Below are 22,453 nucleotides of genomic sequence, written 5' to 3'. Positions count from 1 at the left end.
ATTATTGCTCTCGCGATTCGCATTTTTTACCAATAGTAATATGCGGGGCAAAGTTACATGGCTTGTGCATTGAGTCTAACTGATCTTTTATAATACCTGTCCAGGCTGTTTTACATGCGCCCGTAGAGCCAGGCATACAAAAAATAACGGTGTTATTGGCAAGACCCGCCAACGCACGCGATTGAATAGTTGAGTTACCAATTTCACCGTACGAAATATGCCTAAATAGCTCTCCAAATCCATCTACGCTTTTATCAAACAGCGGTGCAAATGCCTCTGGTGTTGAGTCGCGCTCGGTAAAGCCCGTACCTCCGGTTACTAAAATGGCGTGAATGGTGTCATCGGCAATCCACTGCGATGCAACTGCTCGCATTTGGTAAACATCATCTTTAACTATGTCTTTATCCGCTAAGTGATGGCCTGCTTCAGTAAGGGCTTTAATTAAATAATGGCCTGAAGTATCCGTAATTTCATCGCGTGTATCGCTTACTGTCATTACGGCAATGTTTAATGCTATTTGTGACTCAGTTGTGTGGCTCATAGGGTTCTTCTCAATAAATTAGATTTGTGTTGGTCAAATTGCTCGTTAACAGCTTTAAATTGCGCCGGTGTATTGGTATTAACAAGTGCGTGCGCTTTATTACATTTTAGCGTTTGCACACCAATACTACGGGTAAACTGTTTAATTGATTTATGACTATTTACGTTTATGAGTAATTGTTTTAAATGACGTTTAACGCTTTGGGTGTTACGAATATACAGGGGTAACGGCTCATTTTCAAAGTGCCACGCATGTATTTGTGGCTGATTTGTTTGAAAGTGGGGGTTATCGCTTGCTGCTGATGCAATTTGCGATAACAACGTGCAAGTAAGCAATGGCATATCAACAGCAGTTACAAGTATATCCTGCTCCGTTGCCATTAAGGTTGAATAAATCCCCCCAAGCGGGCCAGAACCTGGGTATATATCAGCTATGTATTGCGCAGTAGCACTTTGTACATTACGGCTTATAAGTACATCACTTGCTCCTGCTGCTGTTAATAACTCACATGCATTTTGCAGTAAGGTTTTATTTTTTAAAATGAGGTTAGCTTTATCGCTGCCCATTCTGGATGATTGCCCACCAGCGAGTACAACCCCTGTAAACACGGCTTTATTACTCATTTTAGCCGCCCAACATAGCTAAATGGGTTGTGGCGCCCGTTAAGCGCTTATCAAGCTCATGGCTAATGGTTTTATTGCCCATTGCTGCTTGAATTGCGTTTACAGTGGCTGCCGTATCTTGCGCATTTAAATGCGGGCGTAAATCTATACCCTGCTCGGCAAAGAGGCACAAATGTAGTTTGCCTAGTGACGATACTCTTAATCGGTTACAGCTTTTACAAAAACCTTTACTGTAGGGCATAATTAAGCCAATGCGCCCCTCAAAATCAGGGTGACAAAACTCCTCTGCAGGGCCGTTTAATTTACCTCTTACTACCTGTAACCAACCTTGTGCTAAAAGCTGCGTTTTAACACTTTGCCCGCTTAAATGGTTTTGTTCAAAAAAGGTGGCACCATTACCTGTTTCCATTAATTCAATAAAGCGTACCGTTACTTTTTTATGTTTTACCCAGTCTAAAAAATCATTTAATTGGTTTTTATTAAATTGTTTAGCCAGCACTGCATTTATTTTTATATCTTTTATGCCCAGCTCAATTGCCCGGTCTATCCCTTTTAAAATATGAGTTAGCTTGTCGTGTCCTGTAATTAATTTAAACATGCTCGGGTTTAAGCTATCTATACTAATGTTTAGCGCATCTAGGCCAGCACTGTAAAACTCATCAATTTTATTAAGTAAGTTAAAACCATTGGTTGTTATGGCGACTTTTTCTATGCCTGGGGTGTTTTTACACTGCTTTATAATGTCGGTTACGTCACTGCGTAAACACGGCTCACCGCCCGTAATGCGCACTTTTTTTGTGCCTAATTGCGCAAACGCACTTACTAAGGTGTTTATTTCGCTTTTATTTAAAAAGTTACGCGGGGTATCGCACTGATACCCGTTTGGTAAACAGTAGGTGCAACTAAAGTTACACACATCGGTAATTGAGAGGCGCAAATAGTTAAACTGCCGACCAAATTGATCATAAAGCATATGCTTCCTTATTTATTTACATTTCAACTGCAACATCAATACTGTTAGCGTTTTGCGTAGTATGCTGCTTTATTAATTGGCTTAACTGGGTTTTACACGACCCACAGTTAGTGCCGCATTTTAGTTTAGACCCCAATTGTTCTACTGTATTTTCACCACTTTTAATGGCGTTTATAATGGGTTGTTCACGTACTTTAAAGCAACTACATACTTGTGCGCCTTGGGTAAATTCTTCATCAGGCGTGGCATACAACAATGACTGTAATTGGCTAAAGGTTATTAAAGGCTCTGCAAATAAGTGATTTATCCACTCAAGTGATATGTCTTTTTGAGCTAACGAAATAACCGCAACAAACACTAACTGCTGGTTTTGAATACATTGAACATGCATTGCTTTTGCACTGCCCATTGCCGACCACTGCCCTTGTAACCCTGTCAGTGTTTGACAATAATAAAGCAAATCATTTTGCGGCTCATTGAGCGCTAACTGGTAGTTAATACATTTGCTTGCGTTAACTTTAAGCCAAAAATCACTGGTTATTTTAAGCTCTGTTTTGCTAAAAACTTGCATGTACTGAGCAAACTGCGCTTTAACTAAATTAACAGCACCATGCTTACACTCAGCCTGGCCCGAAATAGGGTCAACAACCGATTGATAGAGCCCACTTACCGTAGCGGATGAGGCAAATTGCTTGTTCCAGTGAATAGGCATAAAACATTCGCCTTTTCGCACGGCCTTCGTCACTTTTGCATGAGCCGTCACTTGCCCAGTTTTAGCATTGGCAGTTATTAAATCGTTTGCTTTTATGTTTAATTTGCAGGCATCTATGGGGTTTATTTCAATATATGGGCGCGTTATATGAGTAGAAAGGGCTGTACTTTTCCCAGTGCGACTCATTGTATGCCATTGGTCGCGTATTCGCCCTGAGTTCATTACAAACGGGTAATCGCTTGATGTTTGCTGCACAGGAAGTTTGGGCGTTATAGGTATAAAGCGGGCTTTTTTATCTGCGGTGCTAAATTGATTATTAACAAAAACCTGCCCGTTTTTATATGGCTCATTTTTTAGTACCGGCCACATAACCGGTTTTAAGTTATCGTACTGCTGCTGCGAAAGCCCAACTAAGGCTGATAAATTTAATAGCCTATCACCGTTATTTTCAAAATCAGTCAGTTGTGCCCATTCTTCAAAAATACCACTTGGGTCTGTAAAGTCAAATCCTTCAAAACCCATTTTTTGAGCAACTAAACACATGATTTGCCAATCGTTTTTAGCCCCCGAAAATGGCTCAACTAGCGGGCGCTGCCTCGATATTCTTCGCTCTGAATTAGTCACTGTGCCGTTTTTTTCGCCCCATCCGGTTGATGGGAACGCCACATCAGCAAATTTTAGCGTATCACTTTTAGCAATACAGTCAGACACAACCACCAGCTCACATTGCTCAAGTGCATTTTGTATGGCTGCGTTATTAGGTAGGCTCACCATCGGGTTGGTTGCCATTACCCAAATAGCTTTTATTTTCCCTTTGGCGATTTCATCAAACATATCAATCGCATTACACCCTGCTTTTTTAGCTATTGTTGGCGATTGCCAAAAACGCTGCACTAACTGTTGATGCGCGTCGTTTTCAATGTCTAAATGTGCTGCTAATTGATTTGCCAACCCCCCTACTTCACGCCCACCCATAGCATTAGGCTGCCCAGTTATAGAAAACGGGCCACATCCAGGTTTTAACAATTTACCCGACGCTAAATGCGCATTTATAATGGCATTACACTTATCAACCCCTGAGCTTGATTGGTTAATACCCATTGAATAAAAACTAATAGCGGTTGGGCTTTGTGCAAATAAGGCGTAAAAGTCACTGACTAGCTGCGCGTCAATATCACAAAAATCACTGACCGCTTTAATACTCCACTTTTTAGCCTCTGCAAGCGCTGTTTCAAAGCCGTTTGTATGCGCGTTTATAAATTGCGTATCTAAATAGTTATGTTCACTTAAATAAGTAAGTAAGCCGTTATAAAGAGCTCCGTCGCTGCCTGGTTTTATATTTAAAAAGGTATCGGCAAGTTCGGCTGTATCTGTTTTTCGCGGGTCGATAACCACTACTTTCATGTTTGGATTAAGCTTTTTTGCGCGCTCCATACGCTGGTAAAGCACCGGATGTGTCCACGCTGCATTTGAGCCAATTAAAATAAGTAGCTCCGTTTGCTCTAAATCGTCGTAGGTACATGGTACTACGTCCTCTCCAAACGCACGTTTATAACCGGCAACCGCCGATGACATACACAGCCTTGAGTTTGTATCTATATTGCCTGAGCCTATGTAGCCTTTCATTAATTTATTGGCAACGTAGTAATCTTCAGTAAGTAACTGCCCCGATACATAAAACGCAACCGACTCCGGTCCATGCTCTTTAATAATGGCGTTAAATTTCTTGGCAACGTAATCAGTTGCCGTATCCCAGCTGGCGGGTTCGTTATCAATAAGGGGCGATGTTAAGCGATTATCACTGCCGGTGGTGTCAAGCAAATGCGTGCCTTTAACACACAAGCGGCCAAAATTAGCGGGGTGCTCGCGCGTGCCTTCAAGTTTTGTTGGGGTATTATTTAATAATGAAATATCAACCCCACAGCCTACACCACAATAAGCGCAGGTGGTTTGTTTAAGCAAAGGTGTGTTTGAACATGTGTTTAATGTTTCCATACTGCTCTCTTATTATTTGCGTTAAGCGCTCTGTGATACTGGCTCATCTACTGGGGTTAGCGTGGCTATTTTATTATTAAGTGCACTGCTAATAACGCTTTGCACTAGTTTTTCACAGCCTCCACAACCAGTACTTGCTTTAGTGGCTTGCTGCACTTTATTTAAATCGCTACAACCTTGTATAACCGCTTGTTCAATAGTGTGTTTTGTCACTTTGTGGCACGCACAAATAATGGCATCACGTGGCAAATCATCAGCGTTTAGCTCGCCCGCGTCACCTGCAAGCGGCATTATTAATGACTCTGCGGGCACACTAAGCTCAATGCCATTTAAGTGATACTGCAATAAATTATCGTAATCACTGGTATCGCCAACCAGTACAGCACCTATGAGCTTATTCCCTTGCTCATTAGTGACTACTTTTTTGTAAATACCGCTTAGTTGATCTTCAAAGTAATAGCTAATTGCGCCTTCACTGCGTGCATGGGCATCACCAATTGAGCCTACTTCAACACCCATTAATTTAAGCTTGGTGCTCATATCGGCACCGCTAAATTCATCAGCACTATTTGAGGAATTGTTAGAGGTAGTGTGTAAAGCTTTGTTTGAAGACCACTGTTGTAAAACATGCCCCGCCGCTACTTTTGCCATCGCGTAGCCCGGTGCTACAAGGCCAAAAATAAAGTTATTCCAAAGGGCGCATTCGCCTATGGCGTATATGTTTTTATCACTCGTTTGGCAATGGTTGTTTATTACGATGCCGCCGCGCTCACCTATTTCTAAATTAAACTCACGAGCTAGGTTATCGTATGGGCGAATGCCGGCCGAGAATACAATCATGTCTGTTTCTAGGGTTTGCCCCCCTTTAAAGCACATTTTATAACGGCTGTTTTCACCTTCTATAATTTGCTCTGTCGCCACTGATGTATGCACTGTAACGCCCAGCTCGGTAATTTTATTTTTAAGCAATCGACCACCAGCACCATCTATTTGTACGCCCATAAGTTGTGGTGCAAATTCTATTACATGGGTTTGCAAGCCAAGCTGCTTTAACGCGTTGGCTGCTTCAAGCCCTAATAAACCGCCGCCAATTACTACGCCCACTTTGCTGGCATGTGCAGATTTTTTTATGGCGTGTAAATCGTTAATGGTTCTGTAAACTAGGCAATGCTCACGGTCTTTTCCTGGAATGGGTGGTACAAATGCAAATGAACCGGTAGCCAATATTAACTTGTCGTATTCAAATGTTTTGCCTTTTGCAGTAGTGACTGTTTTTGCATCGCGGTTTATATCAATCACTTTAGAATGAGTATGAAAGCACACTTGCCAATCTTGATAGGTTTTACTGCAGGTAAGCGCTAAATCATCTTCGGTTTTGCCTTTAAAAAAAGACGAAAGCTGTACGCGGTCATAAGCGAGTCGGTCTTCACCGCTGAGTACGGTAATCTCCATATTTTGAGTATCACCTTGTTGTGATACTAGCTGTTGTACAAAATGATGGCCAACCATTCCATTTCCGACAACTACAACACGCTGCTTGCTTGGCATTAAAATCACCTGTTTGATTTAAAATACACTTAACTTTAGATGGGTACTTTAAATGTATAATTTATTATGTGTTGGTTATAGCAATATGCAAGCCAGATATATAAACAATATATTTCAACAACTTAACTAATTTAATACAGTGAAAAAGAAGTGAAAGCACCACAAGCTGGCGCTATTGCACCAACTTGTAACGCTTTAAATTAAATAACGAGGGTTTAGGTTAAATACTTAAAATTTAGCGCTTACCCATACCCACAGTTTTTGGGTATCAACTTTGCCTGCAGCGCTATCGCCTGCTGAATAATCGGCATATTTTGCGCCTACGGCATAGGTTTTATTAATAGGCTTTACGTATTGTACGTTTAGCTCTGTGCCTAAATCATCAACGCCATTGGCGCTATCGTTGGCATCAAAGCTGTGATACGCCAACAGCCATTTACCGCCGTATGCTTTACCATTTAAACTTATATAAGTGTCATCAAGCCCTTGTGCTGGGGTTGCTAAAAACGTATCGGCCCAGCCATTAAATTTATGCATTGTGGCAAGCGGCGTGGCAAAACCATAATCGCCGTTATCAGAACCCAGTGACTCAATACCGGCTTTTAATGTAACGGTTTCAATGCCTAAACCGCCTAAATCTATCCCCCCTTCAAATGCATAGTAATCAGCGTCAAAATCACTCATGCTCGTTGATGCTGATTGCGTGGCGTACTGTGCTTTATAGTAAAATTTAATATCGCTGAGCGTTTTATTACCATTAAAAGAAACACCATAAGTATCTAAGCTGTCATTATCTATTGCGTCGTCACTTAATAAATAGCTGTATAAAACCATCATACCTAGGCTTGTTTTAAAGCTTGCATTGATAAGATGATCGGATGCATCAATATCTTTGCTATCGGCAAATATACGGTTGCGCTTACTTATGTAGCTATAGTGCAAGTTAATATCATTAAAGGTGTAATTTACTGTTGCAGCATCAAAGGTTTGCCTGTCTTGCCTAAAGCCAACGTGACCTACAAAACGCTGTCCATCAAGCGCTATTACTTGCCTACCTACTTTAATTGATAAAGCATCTTTTGCGTATTTAACAAAAGCCTGATCTACCTCTGTGGTTTCAGGGTCGGCTATTACTGAGTAATTTGTATTTTTACCCAGTGTATTGTTGTAATCGTCTACACCTAATAGGCTTCGGCTATCTTCGACCTCTAATAAAGCAGAAAAGCTATTCACTTCATCGGTTTTATGAGTAAGGCGTGTACGCAGCGTTAAGCTACTGGCATCTTTTAGTGCGTTATCTTGCTCTGCACTTTCATAACGCAGCCTAAAATTAAGGTCGGTTTGCGCTGCAACACTAATTGAAGGCGCAGCAATGCACCCTATCATTAAAATAATAGGTAAGTTATTTTTATAATTTAACATGTTGGTCTCTTAGTTTTTAATTATGAGCACGCACAATAAAATAATAAATAAACACAGCGAAATGCTCTTCCAGAGTAATACTGGATCGCGTTTCATTATTGAAATTTTGTTGGCTGAGCTCTGTAAATGTGGATTAGGTTTACTAATATCTGTTAAAAACTCAGAAAATGCGTGGTATCTGAGCTCTGGTTTTGGCGCAAGTGCTTTCATTAAAGCCTGATCTAACCAAAAGGGTATATCTGCTCGGTACTTGCGAATACTTATGTATTGCCAGTGGCTGTAATCAATAGGGGTATGACTTGCCGGTAATGTTTTATAAGGCAGCTTCGAGCACAATAACTCATAAGCAATCACCCCAAGTGAAAACATATCGCTTTTAAAATCGGCATGCAGCGAAATAAGTGTTTCAGGAGCCGTATAATCTATAGTCCCTTGCGGGCATTCATCGGCTATTTGCTTAACCGACTCATCCATAGCCGCAACACTTACAGTACCGTAATCAATTAACGTAACTTTACCGTGAGCATCTATCATCACGTTATCGAGCTTTAAATCACGATGTACCATATCTAATCGCTGAAATGCCCTTAGCGCATGCACTATTTGCTCTACAATACTGCGCACTTGCGCTATTTCTAAATAAGGGACGTCGTGCTTATAGTCACTGAGGGTTTGTCCGTCCATGTACTCGCAAATATGATATAAAAATCGGCTTTGCGATTGCGTATTTAAAACCTTCATTACATTAGGATGATTAATACGTTGCCCTACCCACCCTTCGCGTATAAACCCTTGAAGGTAGTGTATATCGTCTTCAAAATTAACCGAGGGTGCCTTTAATACAACGGGGGGTGCATCAGGTGCTTGTTGTACCAAATAAATGTGCGATCGGCTGCTTTCGTTGATTTTACGAATAACCGTATATCCATCAATTATTTGGCCAACCTCTAATGCGGGTGGTATTTTGCGCTGCGTTAACGATTGATAAAGCTCATCTAGATTTTGCTGTGCAATGCTATTTACCTTCACTAATAAACAACTCACATTATCATCACTGCCTTGTGCTATAGCGCGTGAGGTAATGGCACTTGCTGCCTGCTCTAAGTTGTTATGGGCGTTTATTTCGTTGGCAATTTCACTATAGGGCAATACATCATGCACACCATCGCAAGTCAGTATGTAAATATCACCGGCTTTTAGATCAACTTCGTAAACATCAATTTCTTGATGTGACTGCGCGCCTAAAGCACGAGTGAGCGTATCGTTTACTTTATGATCCCGCGTTATCGCTTCCATTTGATTATCGCGTAAACGCGTAATGCGAGTATCGCCTAAATGAAATATATACCCCGTAGCTGATTTTAATATAAGCGCCGTAAAGGTGGTCATCCAATCTGCTTGGCGTTGCCCTAAGTGGTTATAGTTGACTGATTGCGAATATAACCACTGATTTAAGCTAGCTAAAACCTTAGAAACCGATTTTTTGACCGCCCAGCTGTCGGGTGTATTTAAATACTCATTTATAAAATGAGTAACACTTAGCTGCGATGCTTGTTTGGCATTTTTAGCTGATGAACACCCATCTGCTAAGCACGCAATAGCGCCTTTTGTTTCTTGTTGTTCGTGCTCAGTATTTAAAGCAGCAAACGCATCTTGATTTTCATCTTTTATGCCCGCGGCACTGTGCCCACCAAAAGAAACATCTAGCGTATTATTACGAACTTGAGCGTGTTGGGTTTCATCAAACATGGTTAACGCTGCCTTAAGTCACTGAAATAAGTTCAACAGAGCCATCTTCGTTTACTTCTGTGATGTGCCCATCTGGCTCTTTCATGAAAAATAACGCCCCTAAACCTAACAATGCACTGGCAGCAATAATCATAAAGAAAGTTTGGTAATCCACTAATGAGAGCGCCGTTAAATACACCACCGCGCCAACGTTACCGTAAGCGCCTGTCATACCTGCAATTTGCCCTGTTAAGCGACGTTTAATAAGTGGCACAGCAGCAAAAACCGCTCCCTCACCAGCTTGCACAAAGAACGAACACGCCATGGCAGCAGCTACAGCAAGCCAAAGTGGCCAGCTAGCGTCAACTAAGCCCATAACAAAGTAGCCAACAGCTAACCCTGAGGTAAGAACAATAAGTGTTTTACGACGGCCCATTCTATCTGAGATCCAACCACCACCTGGGCGCGAGGCCAAATTCATAAACGCATAAGCAGAGGCGAGTAAACCTGCGTACACCATATCTAGGCCAAACACTTCCATAAAAAATAATGGCAGCATAGATACAACGGCCAGCTCTGAGCCAAAGGTGGTAAAATATAAAATATTAAGTACAGCTACTTGTTTAAATTCGTAGCGGTGTGATTCTGGCACGGGTTGTTTAAATATATGTCCGTTTATATCAAAGGTTTTATATACCTCGTAGGCGTATAACAGCACTAAAAATGCATAAACGGCTAAAACAAAATTGGCAGAAATTAAATTAGCGCCTGTAGGAGACAACTTCCAAGTAAGTAAAGCCAGTGCGCCATACATAGGTAATTTCATAATAAGCAATAATACAAAGTCACCTTTACTGGTTACTTCCATTGCGCCTACTTTTTTAGGCTTAAAGTACGTCCCCCCTTTTGGTGTATCGGTTACGTTTATGTACCAAATAACACCAAAAATAACGCTAAGTACGCCCGTTAAACCAACGGCATAACGCCAGCCATCGTCGCCGCCAAACATAAGCGCTAATACAGGTAGTAACATGGCAGCGGCAGCCGAGCCAAAATTACCCCAGCCTCCATAAATACCTTCTGCCGTACCAAGCTCATTAGCCGGGAACCACTCGCTCACCATACGAATGCCCACTACAAAGCCTGCTCCAATAAAGCCTAGTGCAAAACGCGCGATAGCGGCTTGCTCAAATGTGGTGGCCATAGCAAACATAAAACACGGTATGCTACATAAAATAAGTAAAGCGGCATAAACAATACGCGGGCCAAATTTATCTGTCAGCATGCCAACAACAACACGCGCGGGAATGGTTAAGGCCACATTTAAAATGAGCAGCGTTTTTACCTGTGCCATAGTTATACCTAGCGAGCCCGCTATTGCCCCTAATAATGGAGCATGGTTAAACCATACAAAAAAAGAGATAAAAAACACCATCCAGCTTAAATGTAGTATTTTCATTTTTCCGCTAAACGATATGAGATTAAACCCAGAACTCGGTTGCATGTTTTTTTCCTTGTAACGATTATTATTTTAAGCAGTGAGTACGACTTTGGTAGTAATAACACTGCGACGATTGTTAAATTAACGTTAACCGCCTTCAGCAATTACTAAGCCAACAATTAATAGGTAGGTTTTTCAGTTACTTATATTTTTGGGAATTAATATTTATTTCGCTTTGCACTATTTAAGCAGCTTTGTTGGGCGTAAACAGTGCAAAGAATTTTTAAGCTTTACTTGCTCTAGGTTTTAACTAATTGGTATTGTTAAAAAAAATTATGAGAACTCTTTAATGCAAAAACCCCCTTTAACGTATCAGCAGCAATTACGCTATTCTCGCCATATTATGCTTCCTCAGCTTGATATAGATGGACAAGAAAAAATTTGGCAAAGTCATGCTCTTATTGTGGGGTTAGGTGGATTAGGCTGCCCAGTTGCGCAGTACTTAGCAGCATCGGGCGTAGGTACGTTAACGCTTGTAGATAACGATGTGATTGATGCAACTAACTTGCAAAGGCAGGTGCTCTATAAACAAAGTGATGTTGGGTGCTTTAAAACCCACAGTGCAAAAAAACAGTTAACTCAGTTAAATAATGAAATAGAGATCCATACTATTGATGAATTTTTAAATGAAAATTCGCACCTTGAACAATTACTTAGCAAAGTAGATGTAGTTATTGACTGCACTGATAACTTAGCAACACGTAATCTGCTCAACAGCGCCTGCTATAACACCCGTACGCCCTTGGTTTCTGGCTCTGCCATAAGGTTAGAGGGACAAGTAGCTTGCTTTACAATGGCGCCTAATAGCCATTGCTACGGGTGTGTGTCACAGCTTTTTGGCGAACAAACTCAAAGCTGTTCAGAGTCAGGCGTGCTCTCTCCTATTGTGGGGCTTATTGGTAGTATTCAAGCGACTGAAGCACTTAAAATTATTGCAGGACTGCCTAGTAAACTTACCGAGCAGCTATTACTTGTAGATGGTTTGAGTATGGAGTTTAACCGTTTTAACATTGTTAAAAATAAGCACTGCCCTGTTTGCAGTGCTTAATTTAGTACATGGTAAATACATGACTGCTTTTTAGAGCCTAATTTAGCGTTTCTAGGTTATTTATTGTTAAATAAATCTGCTCGCCTAGGCTTACAGCACTTTGCTGCCATTGCCTTTTAGACACCGTGCAATACAGTAATTGCGTATCTACGTTAACAGTTAGCAGCCATTGCTCATCAAGCTGCTGGGCATTTTCAAGCATACCTTTTAGCACGTTTGCACTGCTCTCGTTAATTGGTTTTACTTTATTGTAGGTTATTTGGCTGCTTTCTATAATTAACTTATGGTTTTGTTTTACCAGCGAAGGCACTGCATATAAATGCTGTTGGCTATTACTAAGAGTAAGCTGGTAAAGACCAAAAGCCTCATTAAATTCAGGCTTACTATAACTAAGTATACTAAGTGGCGTTTGGCTCTTATTTGTATAAATACTTTGCACCACTTCTTGTGTTGCACCGCACTGGAGCACGTTGCCTTTCGCTATATGAAGTAATGTATCGCTGCAATAAAGTAGCTCTTTTAAAGAGTGGCTAACAATAATAAATTTAATACCATGGGATTTATTAAGTTGTTGAACAGCCCCCAACATAGTAAAACGCGTTGACCAATCTAAGGCGCTAAATGGCTCATCAAGTAAAACAACAGATTGCCCACTTAGTAGTGTTCTTGCAAAAATTACGCGCTGGCTCTCCCCGCCCGAAAGCCCCGACACATCACGATTTAGTAATGGGTTTAGTGCTAATAAATCAATTACCTGATCAGGCGTTAGGTTGTTACTTTTATTTTTACAATGCTTGTGAGTAAACAGTAAATTACCCATCACATTTAAATGTGGAAATAACGGGCACGACTGCAGCTGTAAAGTAAGTAGGCGTTTATCGGGCTTTAAATGGGTAATATTATGATTATTTATACACACATTTTGCGCCGTAGTAAGCCCTGCTATCGCCTGTAATAAGCTAGATTTGCCCGAGCCCGAAGGGCCAAACACCCCTAAAATATCAAATTGATTTATAGCTAAATCAACATGTAATTCAAAATCCTCCAAACGTTGATGGCATTGTATTTTAAGCACGATTAGCAGCTCCGTTTATCACGGTTTTATTAAATTTAAACAACAACACTAAACACGCAAACGAGATTGCTAGCAATACCAACGACAATTGATGCGCAGCCCCATAATTAAGCGACTCTACATGGTCGTACAACGCAATAGACACCACTTGGGTTTCGCCTTGTATATTGCCACCAATCATTAGCACTAAACCAAATTCTCCCAATGTATGGGCAAAGCCCAGTGCAAAGGCACTGCCTATGCTTGGCTTTAATAGCGGTAACGTTAAATACATAAAACGTTTAAATGGACTTATTCCTAAGGCAATAGCAGCTTGATTATAAGTAGTATTTATTTGTTTAAAGCCCGCCAGTAACGGCTGCATCACAAAAGGGAGAGAGTAAAATAACGAGCCAATAACCACCCCTTGAAAACTAAACGCGAGCTGTGTACCCGTTAGCCAAAACCAAAACTGGCCAAATGCATGAGTAGGTGAAAACAATACCAATAAATAAAAGCCCATTAGCGTAGGCGGCAGCACCAAAGGCATTGCTATAAGTGCTTCTAATATAGGCTTTAACTTACCTTTATAACTGGCTAGCTGCCATGCAAGCGGAATGCATATAATCAACAAAATAGCAGCCGTTATAAAGGCAAGTTTAATTGTAAGCCACAGCGCTGTTACATCACTTGCTAACATCACTTTCCTTTGCTTTATAACCAAGCTCTAATAATGTTTTTGCGGTTGAGGGGTCATTTAAAAAAGCCATAAACTTTTTAGCTGTCGTTAAATGCTTAGTCGCGCTTATGATAACGCCTTGCTGCGTTATTTCAGGGTGTTTTTCAGGTTCGATAAGCGTGTAATTTAAATATTTTTTATTTTTAGTTTTGCGATACGCCGACTTTAACGTAGATAGCGCGACCAAGCCTTTAGCGGCATTGCCTGTTTCTACAAATTGAAACGCATGGGTAATATTATTTGCATACACAAATTCATACGGTGTTTTTATATAGTTTTTAGCATAATGCGCCGATGATTGCCCATATGGCGAAAACCGCGGATTAGCAATGGCTAATTTATTATTAATAACTGAGCTGCTTGGCTGCCACAGGGCTAATAAACCTATCGCATAGGTGGTTAAGCTATTTTTGAGTGCAAAGCCGTCTTTGATCAGTGCGTGTGGGCGTGCAGCGTCGGCTGATAAAAATATATCGTACGGTGCACCGTGCATAATTTGAGAGTGTAATACGCCGCTAGAAGCAGCTGATATTTTAATATTAATATTTTTCAGGGCTGGGTTAGTTACCAGCGTTTGCAGCACAGGTTTAAAATTGCTCGCAACGGCTATATGCAGCGTTTCTTTTGCGTTAAGAGGATTGCTAAATACCACTAACAGTAATAACAAATAACCACACCATGTATTGTAAAGCTTTAACATTATAAGTATTGTTTTAAAAATCAGACACATTATAAAAAACAATATATATGAACGATGTATGCAATGCACCTGGTTTATTACCAGTAGAAACCGCAATTAGTAACATGCTAAGCGCTATTAACTTTAATAAAGCCGCAGAAACCATTTCAATAATGCACAGTGTTGGCCGTGTTTTAGCAAGCGATATTAAATCCAATATAAATGTGCCTGCTCACGATAATTCGGCAATGGATGGCTATGCACTTTGCCTAAGCGAAGGGTTAACAACTTATCAGCAAGTAGGCAGTGTATTTGCTGGGCAAACCTTTAAAAACACCTTAACACCTGGGCAATGCGTTAGAATTATGACCGGCGCTGCCCTGCCCCCTGGCGCTAATGCGGTAGTTATGCAAGAAAACGCCAGCGTAGATAATGATAAAATATCGTTTACAGGTCATATTGAGCTCAAAAATAATGTGCGCTTTGCAGGTGAAGACATTGCAAAAAATAGTGTTGTTTTTAAAGCAGGCAGAAAACTAAAAGCAGTCGATGTAGGCTTACTTGCCTCTATTGGTATTAACCAAGTAAGTGTATATGAGACACTAAAGGTCGCGGTTTTTTCTACAGGGGATGAACTTATAGAGCCTGGCAATTCACTTCCAGCAGGTGCTATTTATGAAAGTAATCGCGCTGTTATATTAAGCGAGCTTAATGATAACAATATAGAAGTGATTGATTTGGGGATAATTGCCGATGATAAAACGCTCATTAAAAATACGTTTTTAAAAGCAAACGAGCAAGCCGATGCCGTAATAAGCTCTGGTGGTGTATCAGTCGGCGAAGCCGATTTTACTAAAGAAGTATTAAATGAAATTGGCGATATCCATTTTTGGAAAATTGCCATGAAGCCGGGCAAACCCTTTGCTTTTGGTAAATTACCTAACAGCTACTTTTTTGGTTTACCAGGTAACCCCGTATCGGCAGCCGTTACGCTTGAGCGACTTGTAAAGCCAGCCCTTACAAAGCTTTCAGGAAATGAACATACTGCTAAGTTACGTTTAAAAGCAACCACCACAGCGCTGATTAAAAAGCGCCCCGGCCGTACCGACTTTCAACGCGGTATTGCCAGTACCGACGAAAACAATAACCTACTGGTAACGCCTATAAATAAGCAAGGTTCAGGGGTACTCTCATCGCTTAGCCACGCTAACTGCCTTATTGTGGTGCCCGCCGAAAGTGGCAATATTGCAAAAGACGAAACCGTAGAAATAGAGCTACTATAACTTATGCCAATTTGCTTAGTTAGGTAGTATATAAGCACGAGTAATAAAAAAGCCCAGCAAGTATGTTCAACTTGCTGGGCTTAAGTTTAGGTTTAAACCGCTATTAAAATAACGACTCAAAATCACCATTAGGAAATAATACCCCAGGAATACCACGTACTGCGGTTACATCCGCAATTTTTGTATCGCCTAAATACAAGCCACCGCTGTAGTTGCTGCCAGCTTGTTTTACATCAAGCCAGCGACCGTTTTCACCTTTTGCGGTTAAACTAATATTGCTATTTACTTCTCTAATGCGTAAATCTAAAGCTTTTTGCTTTACGCTAATAAATACATCACTACTGGTAAGCTGCGATAAATCAATAACATCACCTACATACGCTAAGCTAAAGTCACTCGCACCACCTAATGGCAGAGCCAGTTCTAGGCCAAACATTAAATCATCGTTTTCCTCACCCGTCAGTGGCGAAGCTTCTAATGCTGTAATATGAAAAGGCGTAGTTTGAATATCACTTTGATATTGGCCAGCAAAATCAAAGGCAGATAAAGACGTAACTTCCTGTGCAAACGCAGTAACAAATCGATTTAGATCTAATGATATCTCACCAGTAAGCTCGCCTGATTGCTTAGCAATAACTACATCAGTGGTAATATTAGCAATGCCTGTTTGTGCATCGGGTAATAATTCACTTTGCTCACTTACCCCATCAAATTCCACCAGCAATTCACTTACATCAACATCTAAGCGCGTATCGCCATTAATAACAGAAGCGCTCATTACCCCTTCTATTTTATCACCAAGTACACCGCTTATTCTAAATGTGGGGATAGACATGTCTATATTTACTGGCAAGCCATCATAGGTACCGGTAATTAGCCATTCGTAGGGTGAGGTTGAATAGCTAATATCAAGATTACGTAACGTGTACTGCCCTTCGCTCGCAGATACTTCTGCAAGTGGAGAGTAATTTATGAGTACCTCATTAATCACCTCAGCAAGCACAGTAATAGTTTGCTGCGTATCATCATCAAGTGCGCTTTCTAGTTGTTCAAGCTTCGCGTCTAAATCATCAGCGTAGGTTGTGTCCTGTAAACGAATAACACCTAGCGCATCTCTTATATTTTCGAGTAATTCGCGTGACTCTAGTGCTTGCTCAGTTTCAACTTTTTGTTGCCAATTGGTATAACTAGCCACACTCGCAATAGTTTGCTTAACCTCCCCGGCTACACTTTGAATTAAACCATTACCTTGTTCACTGTAAAGGTTATCTGCGATGTATTGATCAGCTAAACTGCTGTAAGTTTGCCAAGCACTTGTATCATCCTGCTGGGTGATAAAATCATCAAATGCAGTGGCTAAATCAAATCCTTCAACAGACACACCAGCGACGATAGCGCTATACGTAAATGCATTAGCAACGATTTCTGCCTCTAGTGTATTACTCAAGCTACTATGTGTAAGCTGATAAAAAGGACTCGCAGATAAACTTGCAAGGGTCGCGTCAACATTTGCATTCGTAATTGCGGTGCTCAATGGCGAGAAAAACACCTCATTAACGCCTGGCGCAACATAGGCACGGGCGGCATAGTTTAAATTAACGCCAGTTATCTCTTCAAAATCAATTAAACGGTTTTCGTTTATATCGTTTACGTCGCCGCGAAGCGTTCTGCCACAGCCTGTAAAGCGTGGACACGGCAAGGCGCTATCGTCAGGTATAAATTCAAATGTATAAAAATTAAGAGGCGATACACTCACGCTGGCGGTATTTATGTTTTCGACCGCGACAGACTCAACCACATTGCCTTGGCTGTCTAATTGATTAAGCGTACCTTTGGCTGATTGCCACTGAGGTACATAAAAGTTTACGGTAGAGGTAGATGCTACGCTTATTTCAACCGCTTGGTCACTACTGTCATTTGAAGAGCCACCGCAGCCACTAAGCGCTAGAGCAACTGACAAAGGTAAAAGTTTTTTTAACATCTTCATTCCTTAAAACTTAATGTTCATGTACCAATTTACATTCGCATAATAAGCTTTATCTAAATCTAAGCTGTCGGTTTGTAAATTAAGACCAAAGTACTCGTTTTCAATACCGACTAAAAACGCCTCACTTTTTGTTTCATAACCAGCTTGTACCTTCCAATGATCCCAAAAATGAATACGCCCTTTTAGCTGACTAAATGTATCTTCGTCGTACTGCTTGATTGTAAGCGCCGTTGAATACCGGCGGTTGATTCGATAATCGGCAAAGGCGGTAATACGCATTTCCATATCAAGTGTGTGTGACTGGGTATTACCAAAAGCAGATGTTTGAAGAGAAACAGTCGGCGTAGAGGTAACATTACCACTCTCATCTTCACTGAAAGGGATTTCTGTTGTTTGCCCTTTTACCGCGCCGGTATCATCAAAGTCAGTTTTATAAAGCAGATCTTTTACACTTAGCCCTACTTTTAAATCGTCATTTACTTGCCAATCAGCAAAAATATCTAAGCTATAGCCTAGGCCTTCAGGGTTTTGCGAGGGAGTAAATTTTTTAAATAAAATATCTTTCGAAAAATTATAATCAGCAGTAATGCTGCCTTCTACATCGTCACTAAACACTCGCCCATCTACAGAGGCATCTTGAAAATGTGTACTGGCAAAAACAGACACTTTTGGTGTAATAGTTAGCGCGTTTTTATCTAAAAATTTAAAATCGTATGAAACAAACACCCCATTAGAGGTCACTTGCTTAGCATTTAGCTGATACGTGTAAAAACGTTCTTCAAAGGGTAAATCGTTTTTTTCTAAATAAGTATAAAGTGCAGTATCGGGATCAAAATTAAGTACGTAGTCATAACGGCTCTGCAAACCAACTTTAAAATTGTTGTAACCCACGCCAATCTCAAAAATATTATAAGTAAATGCACTGTCGCCAGACTTAATAGGCTCGTCAAAATCATCTACAAATGCTTGTACTGGCTGTGCCTCAGTGTAAATTTCGGCGTCAAAGTGAGTGAATATTTGAAATTGATTATTTGCAGAAGCTAGAGGTGAAAGTATTGCAGTTGAAAATCCTAACAAGAGAATTTTTTTTTTCATAATTTAATCGCTTTCTATAAAAAAAGGGAAAAGCACACAGCTTTTCCCTTTTATAGTTTAAGTATTAGTTAGATGAGTCAATTAAAGTCACATCTGTGTAATCAATTACTTCATCATCAATGTAAGTAATTGAAACACCATTTGTTACCTTAGTTGCTGTACCAAAGGTCATCATCATGCCATCGTACATAGCTTTAACATCGCCCATGTAACCAGCTGATTCAGTACCCGACATAGACAGCGTGTAACCCATTGCAGCGTCGCCATTTACTTTAATTTCAAGCATGGTCATGTCTTCATCACCACTGCTATCCACTTCAGACATAACGCTAAAGTCTAAGTCGCCAGACATACCTGCTAGTTCTAGCATAGCCATGTCTGTCTCTTCCATGCCGCTTAAGTTAAGTGTCCCCATAAAGTCTGAGTCACCGTCCATAATTTCAACACGGTTCCACGCTTGCGTCATCGTAAGCTCAGCGTCATCAACGGTATCTGCACTCACATCACCGTCAAACGTAAATACTAAACACGAATCAATTTGCGTAGAGTCAGTAATTGTACCATCAGCAAATGCTTGACACTCTTCAAGTGCATCTGCGGCTACATCACCTGTAACAAGCTCAACAGTTGCATCGGTTTCGGTATTTAGCATACCGCCCCAAGCAACAACCAATTGGTTATCTTGATACGCTGCAGACGCTGTGATCATGCTATCTGTAGTCGAGTTTGTAAGCATTAGCGTTAAATCGTCTAAGCTGTAGTCGTATTCCCATTCAGTATGCGTTGTTGAAGTACCTTCACCAGAGTTACCCATATCGGCAAGCTCTTCAAATACATCAAATAACACTTCAGCTGTGTCGTAAAGTGCATCTCCACCGGTACTTGTTAATACTGTCATTGTAGAAAGAGATTCTGATGTTTCTTTAACAGATGCCGTTGCAACCGCCAGCTCTGCTTCTGCTTGAAGGCTAAGCGCAGTTACAAGTTGCTCGTTTGCAAGTTCAGCCTGAGTTTCAGCAGCTTCGGCCATCATTTCTGCACTTTCAACTAAATCTGCAGCTTCAGCCATATCAGCTTCAGTTACTGCTACAGCTTCATATTCAGTTGCTGCTTCTAGTGCTTGTTCAATCGCAAGCTCTAGTGCATCTACAGCAGCAGAAAAATCTGACGCCGCAATTACCGCAGCATCAACTAATTCAACAGTTGCTTGTGCATCGTCACCCGAGTCAACAGCAGCTTGCGCATCAGCAAGTGCACTTGTTGAAGCGGCTTCTGCTGTATCAGCAGCGGCTTTCTTTTCATCTGCAACATCTGCAGTATTCAAAGCAATTTCTTTAGCGGCTTCTACTTCAATCTCATACTCAGTAATAGCGGCTTCTGCATCAAGTACTAACTGCGCAAGTGCTAAATCGTATGTGCTTACGTTTTCTACTTCTTCTAAAGCAGCGTCTTTTAAATCAATTGCAGTATCTAGTATGCCTTGGTAGTCAGAGCTTTGAGCTACTAATAAAGTCGCAGTGCTAACATAGCCTTGTGCTTGCACATAAACCTTATTTGTTGCCGTTGATAAATCCGCTGCTTCAGCTTCATTTTCAAGTGCAGCTACAGCCGCAACAAATTCAATTGCAGTAGCTGCGTCAGTTACGGCATCACCCATTTCTTCAACATCAGCAAGCATTTCTTCAGCAGTATCTATAGATGTTTGAAGAGCAGAAAGTTCAGTAGAAGATGCATCAATTTGCGCTGATAACGCAACTGCTAAATCTGCAAAAAAGTCATCGCCTGCAACACACTCATCGCCAGTACAACCCAGCTCTTCTAGAGCTTCTTGCACAGTACCTGCAAGTTCTGCCAGCTCTGCATCGGTTGCTGCGCCATTTTTAACTGCGTTGTCTTTTGCTTCTTTTGCTTTAGCAGCAATACCAGCAGAGTTTTCTGCAAATGCATTAATCTCAGCAGCTGATGCATTAGGGTTATTTGCTAAGTAGGCTGCTTCTAATGCCGCTTTAATTGCATCTTCATCACCCGTTGCAATAGCTACAAACACGCTTGCAGTACTAGAAACGGCTGTTTGTAAGGTTGCTGCAATATCAGTTGTACTTAATGTACCTGCTGCAATACCAGCTTTAATGCTCGCTATAGTATCAGAAATCGATGGTAAACCTTGAACCGAAGACGACAGCTGCGCAATCATCAACACGCCTTGTGAAAGGCTTTCTTCACCGTCTACATCACTTAAATCTACTGCACCACCGTTTGATAAGTCACCAATAAGCGCTGACAATAATACCGCTGCATCTGGTCCAAAAACTTGGATCACTGTATTTAAGCTTGTTGATGCAATAGCATCAGCGTCAACTTCACCTTCGGCTTCAAGTAGAGCTTGAGCAACCAGCGTAGTTAAAAAGGTTACATTCGCTTTAAACGAACGTGCTACGTTTGCATCGCCTGCTGCGCCGCTCGTATCAGATGAGTCGGCTTCTGCTGCAGCTACATATTTAACAACAGAAAGCTCTAAGTCGGCTTTGTACCATTCACCAAACTCAATGTTAGTATCGCCATCATTTACATCATCTGCTTCTGGCGCATCATCGTAAGTTCCACAACCAACGTAAGCATCACAACGTAAGAAGCTATCATCGCCTTCTTCAGCAGTAGTCACTGTAATATATACAGGGCCTGTAAAGTCATCTTCAAGGTAAATGCTGTAGCTACCATTATCGCCGGTTACTAGCGCATCTGGGTTACCTGCTATTTTGCTAGCTTCTACTGCAGCATCTGCCGCATCTTGAGAAGTTGCTTCGCCGGTAAACGTTTCAGCTTCTGCTGATGCTTCTAATCTAAATGCAACTGGAACACTTTGCCCTGTTCCATCAAGTGTCATCACGCTAACAACGGCACCTTTCATTGCACCTTTAACAGCTTTACCTGTTATTTCTACGTTAAATTGAGCGTCATCAGATGAAGTAACAGATTCAACTGGAGGAACGTAAGTGTTTCTGTCGTTGTCTGAACCACAACCCGCTAAACCTAGTGTAAGTGCAACAGATGCTGCAATTGGGGTAATTTTAGTCATACGCTGTGCCATTTATTTCTCCTTGATAGCCTGCAATGAGTATCAGAAAATTATTTTATTAAATATACGTGTGAAAGTTTACAAAAAAACATAAACAGACACACAATAACAACCTTTGTTACTTATTGATTAAAGTAACATTAAGCAATGAGTTTTTGCTACATTTTTATACTTTTTAAGTACAATTTTTTACCTAAATTTAAACGACGCTTCTTCATAGGCTTTACTATTTTTCAATAACATATGTTAAAACCATTAAGAAGCATCGCTCTGGCGTACCATATATCCACTATATTAAGTGAATATTACATTTAATTTAGTTTGTTAATAATATTCTTCAAGTAAATGCGTCAGATACGTTAAAAAAAAACCATCTAAGTGCTGATATAATGAAAAAGAATTAGTTTTGTAGGCTTTTTGGAAGGGGAATTCTTAAACACAATGTTTAC

The 22,453-nt window shown here is 40.8% G+C and carries 16 protein-coding genes; 2 read left to right on the top strand and 14 right to left on the bottom strand.

The genetic code is table 11. From position 1 onward, the window contains the following. Nucleotide 1: 1 nt before the first annotated feature. The 8 genes from moaB to PSH54_RS07905 all read right to left on the bottom strand — a co-directional run bounded on the left by moaB (nt 2) and on the right by PSH54_RS07905 (nt 11,046). The gene (moaB, locus tag PSH54_RS07940; RefSeq protein ID WP_004587753.1) at nt 2-541 is read right to left on the bottom strand and encodes a molybdenum cofactor biosynthesis protein B; all 540 of its coding nucleotides are present in this window, start codon (nt 539-541) and stop codon (nt 2-4) included. Further along, nucleotides 538-1,164: a molybdenum cofactor guanylyltransferase gene (locus PSH54_RS07935; RefSeq protein ID WP_273605887.1), complete on the bottom strand. Its 627-nt coding sequence runs from the start codon at nt 1,162-1,164 to the stop codon at nt 538-540. The genes moaB and PSH54_RS07935 overlap by 4 nt, the downstream gene beginning before the upstream one ends. A 1-nt stretch (nt 1,165) precedes the next feature. Continuing rightward, nucleotides 1,166-2,137, bottom strand: coding sequence for a GTP 3',8-cyclase MoaA (gene moaA, locus PSH54_RS07930; protein WP_273605886.1), 972 nt, complete (start codon nt 2,135-2,137; stop codon nt 1,166-1,168). A 16-nt stretch (nt 2,138-2,153) separates the two neighbouring features. Continuing rightward, complete coding sequence (locus tag PSH54_RS07925; RefSeq protein ID WP_273605885.1) at nt 2,154-4,844, bottom strand: nitrate reductase; 2,691 nt, start codon at nt 4,842-4,844, stop codon at nt 2,154-2,156. Between the two features lie 21 nt (nt 4,845-4,865). After that, entirely contained in the window at nt 4,866-6,392 is a 1,527-nt protein-coding gene (locus tag PSH54_RS07920) for an FAD-dependent oxidoreductase (RefSeq protein WP_273605884.1), read from the bottom strand. Between the two features lie 228 nt (nt 6,393-6,620). Then, nucleotides 6,621-7,814 carry an alginate export family protein gene (locus tag PSH54_RS07915; RefSeq protein WP_273605883.1) on the bottom strand — a complete coding sequence of 398 codons (1,194 nt, stop codon included), beginning with the start codon at nt 7,812-7,814 and terminating at the stop codon, nt 6,621-6,623. Between the two features lie 9 nt (nt 7,815-7,823). Next, on the bottom strand, nt 7,824-9,563 hold the full coding sequence (locus PSH54_RS07910) for a bifunctional protein-serine/threonine kinase/phosphatase (protein WP_273605882.1): 1,740 nt from the start codon (nt 9,561-9,563) through the stop codon (nt 7,824-7,826). A 13-nt stretch (nt 9,564-9,576) separates the two neighbouring features. Then, nucleotides 9,577-11,046: a NarK family nitrate/nitrite MFS transporter gene (locus PSH54_RS07905; protein ID WP_096041872.1), complete on the bottom strand. Its 1,470-nt coding sequence runs from the start codon at nt 11,044-11,046 to the stop codon at nt 9,577-9,579. A gap of 286 nt (nt 11,047-11,332) precedes the next feature. On the opposite strand from PSH54_RS07905, the gene PSH54_RS07900 reads away from it, so the two are divergent. Beyond that, nucleotides 11,333-12,091, top strand: coding sequence for a HesA/MoeB/ThiF family protein (locus PSH54_RS07900; protein WP_273605881.1), 759 nt, complete (start codon nt 11,333-11,335; stop codon nt 12,089-12,091). A 37-nt stretch (nt 12,092-12,128) separates the two neighbouring features. Here the strand turns inward: PSH54_RS07900 and PSH54_RS07895 are convergent, their stop codons facing one another. Genes PSH54_RS07895 through modA form a run of 3 tightly spaced genes read right to left on the bottom strand, consistent with a single transcriptional unit; the run spans nt 12,129 to nt 14,584 of the window. Then, on the bottom strand, nt 12,129-13,166 hold the full coding sequence (locus PSH54_RS07895) for an ATP-binding cassette domain-containing protein (RefSeq protein ID WP_273605880.1): 1,038 nt from the start codon (nt 13,164-13,166) through the stop codon (nt 12,129-12,131). Next, nucleotides 13,159-13,845 (bottom strand): molybdate ABC transporter permease subunit, encoded by a 687-nt coding sequence (gene modB, locus PSH54_RS07890; RefSeq protein WP_004587743.1) that lies wholly within the window; start codon nt 13,843-13,845, stop codon nt 13,159-13,161. The genes PSH54_RS07895 and modB overlap by 8 nt, the downstream gene beginning before the upstream one ends. Next, nucleotides 13,832-14,584, bottom strand: coding sequence for a molybdate ABC transporter substrate-binding protein (modA, locus tag PSH54_RS07885; protein WP_273605879.1), 753 nt, complete (start codon nt 14,582-14,584; stop codon nt 13,832-13,834). The genes modB and modA overlap by 14 nt, the downstream gene beginning before the upstream one ends. A gap of 47 nt (nt 14,585-14,631) precedes the next feature. Between modA and moeA the strand changes: the two genes are divergently transcribed. Then, on the top strand, nt 14,632-15,846 hold the full coding sequence (gene moeA, locus PSH54_RS07880) for a molybdopterin molybdotransferase MoeA (protein WP_273605878.1): 1,215 nt from the start codon (nt 14,632-14,634) through the stop codon (nt 15,844-15,846). A gap of 103 nt (nt 15,847-15,949) precedes the next feature. Here moeA and PSH54_RS07875 read toward each other — a convergent pair whose 3' ends face one another. The 3 genes from PSH54_RS07875 to PSH54_RS07865 form a co-directional block, all read right to left on the bottom strand. Then, nucleotides 15,950-17,827, bottom strand: coding sequence for a hypothetical protein (locus tag PSH54_RS07875; RefSeq protein WP_273605877.1), 1,878 nt, complete (start codon nt 17,825-17,827; stop codon nt 15,950-15,952). A gap of 9 nt (nt 17,828-17,836) precedes the next feature. After that, nucleotides 17,837-18,928 (bottom strand): hypothetical protein, encoded by a 1,092-nt coding sequence (locus PSH54_RS07870; protein ID WP_273605876.1) that lies wholly within the window; start codon nt 18,926-18,928, stop codon nt 17,837-17,839. Between the two features lie 64 nt (nt 18,929-18,992). Further along, the gene (locus PSH54_RS07865) at nt 18,993-22,016 is read right to left on the bottom strand and encodes a hypothetical protein (protein WP_273605875.1); all 3,024 of its coding nucleotides are present in this window, start codon (nt 22,014-22,016) and stop codon (nt 18,993-18,995) included. Between the last annotated feature and the right edge of the window lie 437 nt (nt 22,017-22,453).

The organism is Pseudoalteromonas sp. Angola-30, assembly GCF_028599215.1.
Classification (GTDB): domain Bacteria; phylum Pseudomonadota; class Gammaproteobacteria; order Enterobacterales; family Alteromonadaceae; genus Pseudoalteromonas; species Pseudoalteromonas atlantica.
The sequence above is the reverse complement of the archived record's forward strand: the minus strand, read 5'-3'. Positions and strand labels throughout refer to the sequence as shown.